Genomic DNA, 3,319 nt, shown 5'->3' with positions numbered 1-3,319 from the left:
CCCGTGGGCGGTGCACTTCGACAGCCTCGGCCTGTTCGGTCTCGCCGCCATGGCGTTGTTCCTGTTCAACGTGTCCGTGGTCTACGTCTACGAGTGGCGGCGCGGTGGTCTCGGATGGGACTGAACCGGCGCGGGACCACAGCGCCACCCCAGACCACACCGCCACGCGGGACGACAGCGACACCGGAAGCGAGATGAGTCGGAGATGGGAATCGAGGAGAAGGTACCGAGCGGTTTCCTGCTGAGCACGGTCGAGGCCGCGGCCGGGTACGCCCGCAAGGGCTCGTTGTGGCCCGCGACCTTCGGCCTGGCGTGTTGCGCGATCGAGATGATGACCACCGTGTCGGGGCGTTTCGACATCGCTCGCTTCGGGATGGAGGCGTTCCGCGCCTCGCCCCGGCAGGCCGACCTGATGATCGTCGCCGGCCGGGTGAGCCAGAAGATGGCGCCGGTGCTGCGGCAGGTCTACGACCAGATGGTCGAACCGAAATGGGTGCTCGCGATGGGGGTGTGCGCCTCGTCCGGCGGCATGTTCAACAACTACGCGATCGTGCAGGGCGTCGACCACGTGGTGCCCGTCGACATCTACCTGCCCGGCTGCCCGCCCCGGCCGGAGATGCTGCTCCACGCGATCCTGAAGCTGCACGAGAAGATCCAGCAGATGCCGTTGGGCGTCAACCGCGAAGAGGTGATCCGCGAAGCCGAGAAGGCGGCGCTCGCGTCCCCGACCACCCTCGAACTGAAAGGCCTGCTGCGATGACCGGGCGGGAGCCGGTCGGGCGGGAACCGGGCGAACCCGAGGTCATCGACGTGCGCCGCGGAATGTTCGGTCCGCCCGACACCGGTGACACGTCCGGATACGGCGGGCTCGTCCGGCCGATCGCGTTGCCCGGTGCCACACCCCGTCCGTACGGCGGGTGGTTCGACGAGGTCGCCGACGGTCTCGAAGCGGCGCTGACGCAGGCGTCGGTGAACCCGGGGGAGGCGATCGAACGTGTCGTCGTCGACCGCGACGAGATGACCGTCCACGTCCGCGCCGAGCACCTGCCCCGGGTCGCGCGGTGCCTGCGGGACGAACCCGGCCTGCGGTTCGAACTGTGCCTCGGCGTCAGCGGGGTGCACTTCCCGCACGAGAACGGGCGCGAGCTGCACGCGGTCTACCACCTGATGTCGATCACCCACAACAGACGGATCCGGCTCGAGGTGTCGGTTCCCGATGCCCACCCGCACATTCCGTCGCTGTACGCGGTGTACCCGACCGTCGACTGGCACGAGCGGGAAACCTACGACTTCTTCGGGATCGTGTTCGACGGGCATCCGGCGCTCACCCGCATCGAGATGCCCGACGACTGGGTGGGACATCCGCAGCGCAAGGACTACCCCCTCGGAGGAATCCCCGTCGAATACAAGGGTGCGCGGACACCGCCACCCGACGAACGGAGGGCGTACCACTGATGAGCGATCCGTATTCGACCGGCGGGAACGCCGAGGGCACCGTCTACACCGTCGCCGGCCAGGACTGGGACGAGATCGTCGACGCGGTCCGCGCCTCGGGCGGACCGGACGCCGAACTGGCCGAGGAACGCATCGTCGTCAACATGGGTCCGCAGCACCCGTCCACGCACGGCGTGCTGCGGCTCATCCTTGAGATGGACGGCGAAACCGTCACCGAGGCCCGTTGCGGTATCGGCTACCTGCACACCGGAATCGAGAAGAACCTCGAATTCCGCACGTGGACACAGGGCGTCACGTTCGTCACCCGGATGGACTACCTGTCCTCGTTCTTCAACGAGACCGCCTACTGCCTGGGCGTCGAGAAACTGCTCGGCATCACCGATCTCGTGCCCGAACGCGCCACCGTCGTGCGGGTGATGCTCATGGAACTCAACCGCGTCTCCTCGCACCTGGTGGCACTGGCCACCGGCGGGATGGAACTCGGGGCCATGACGTCGATGTTCCTCGGGTTCCGCGAACGCGAACTGATCCTCGACGTGTTCGAGGCCGTCACCGGGCTGCGCATGAACCACGGCTACATCCGGCCCGGTGGGCTGGCGCAGGACCTGCCGGACGGTTCGCTCGACAAGATCCGCGAGGTCCTCGACGTCGTCCCGCGCCGCCTGCGCGATCTCGAGGACCTCCTCGACGAGAACGCCATCTGGAAGGCCCGCACGAAGGACGTCGGCTACCTGGACCTGATGGGCTGCATGGCGCTCGGCGTCACCGGCCCGGTCCTGCGATCGACGGGACTGCCGCACGATCTGCGCAAGTCGCAACCCTATTGCGGTTACGACACGTACGAATTCGACGTCGTCACCGACACCGGCTGCGACTGCTACGGCCGCTACCTCATCCGGGTCGGGGAGATGAAGGAATCGCTGAAGATCGTCGAGCAGTGCCTCGATCGGCTGCGGCCCGGACCGGTGATGGTCGAGGACCCGAAGGTCGGGTGGCCGGCCGACCTGGCGGTGCGCGAGGACGGACTCGGCAACTCGCCGGAGTACATCGGCAAGATCATGGGCACTTCCATGGAAGCGCTCATCCACCATTTCAAGCTGGTCACCGAGGGATTCCGGGTCCCGGCCGGACAGGTGTACGTGGCCGTCGAATCGCCCCGCGGCGAACTCGGAGTGCACATGGTCAGCGACGGCGGCACCCGCCCGTACCGGGTGCACTACCGGGACCCGTCGTTCACGAACCTGCAGGCGGTCGCGGCGATGTGCGAGGGCGGCATGGTCGCCGACGTCATCGCCGCGGTCGCCAGCATCGATCCGGTGATGGGAGGTGTGGACCGATGACCCGGGCACACACGACCGGCGAATCCGCGGTCCCGGCGAACCGGCCGGAGCCGGTCTTCGTCGAATTGGGCCGCACGGCAGCCGAAACCGAGCGCATCGAACACCCCGGCGCACCCCGGACGTACCCGCCGGACGTGCGGGAGCGTCTCGAGGCCGACGCCGCCGCGATCATCGCCCGCTACCCGGTGACGCGGTCCGCCCTGATCCCGCTGCTGCACCTCGTCCAGGCCGAGGACGGCTACATCACCCCCGCCGGAATCGAGTTCTGCGCAGCGCAACTCGCGCTCACCGGTGCCGAGGTCGCGGCCGTGGCCACCTTCTACTCGATGTACCGCCGCCGCCCGACCGGCGACTACCACGTCGGGGTCTGCACCAACACCCTGTGCGCGATCATGGGAGGGGACGCGATCCTCGAGGCCCTCGCAGAGCATCTCGGTGTCGACCCCGGCTCGGCGGACGACACCACCCCGGACGGGAAGATCACCCTCGATCACATCGAATGCAACGCGGCCTGCGACTTCGCG

General features: G+C 68.0%; 5 protein-coding genes. All 5 read left to right on the top strand.

Annotation, left to right across the window (positions count from 1 at the left end; translation table 11 throughout):
- Window positions 1-124: NADH-quinone oxidoreductase subunit A (gene ndhC / locus I0Q12_RS32690; protein ID WP_231610519.1), on the top strand; the 124-nt coding region annotated here is incomplete at its 5' end.
- A gap of 81 nt (window positions 125-205) precedes the next feature.
- Window positions 206-760, top strand: a complete 555-nt coding sequence (locus I0Q12_RS12395; RefSeq protein WP_197252203.1) for an NADH-quinone oxidoreductase subunit B family protein — start codon at window positions 206-208, stop codon at window positions 758-760.
- On the top strand, window positions 757-1,455 hold the full coding sequence (locus tag I0Q12_RS12390) for an NADH-quinone oxidoreductase subunit C (RefSeq protein WP_197252202.1): 699 nt from the start codon (window positions 757-759) through the stop codon (window positions 1,453-1,455). Before I0Q12_RS12395 ends, I0Q12_RS12390 begins: the two co-directional genes overlap by 4 nt.
- Window positions 1,455-2,795 carry an NADH dehydrogenase (quinone) subunit D gene (gene nuoD, locus I0Q12_RS12385; RefSeq protein WP_197252201.1) on the top strand — a complete coding sequence of 447 codons (1,341 nt, stop codon included), beginning with the start codon at window positions 1,455-1,457 and terminating at the stop codon, window positions 2,793-2,795. Before I0Q12_RS12390 ends, nuoD begins: the two co-directional genes overlap by 1 nt.
- Window positions 2,792-3,319 (top strand): NAD(P)H-dependent oxidoreductase subunit E (locus I0Q12_RS12380; protein ID WP_197252200.1); only part of this gene is annotated, 528 nt, incomplete at its 3' end. The genes nuoD and I0Q12_RS12380, both read left to right, overlap by 4 nt.

This window comes from Rhodococcus sp. CX (assembly GCF_015865005.1).
Lineage (GTDB): Bacteria > Actinomycetota > Actinomycetes > Mycobacteriales > Mycobacteriaceae > Rhodococcus.
The sequence above is the reverse complement of the archived record's forward strand: the minus strand, read 5'-3'. Positions and strand labels throughout refer to the sequence as shown.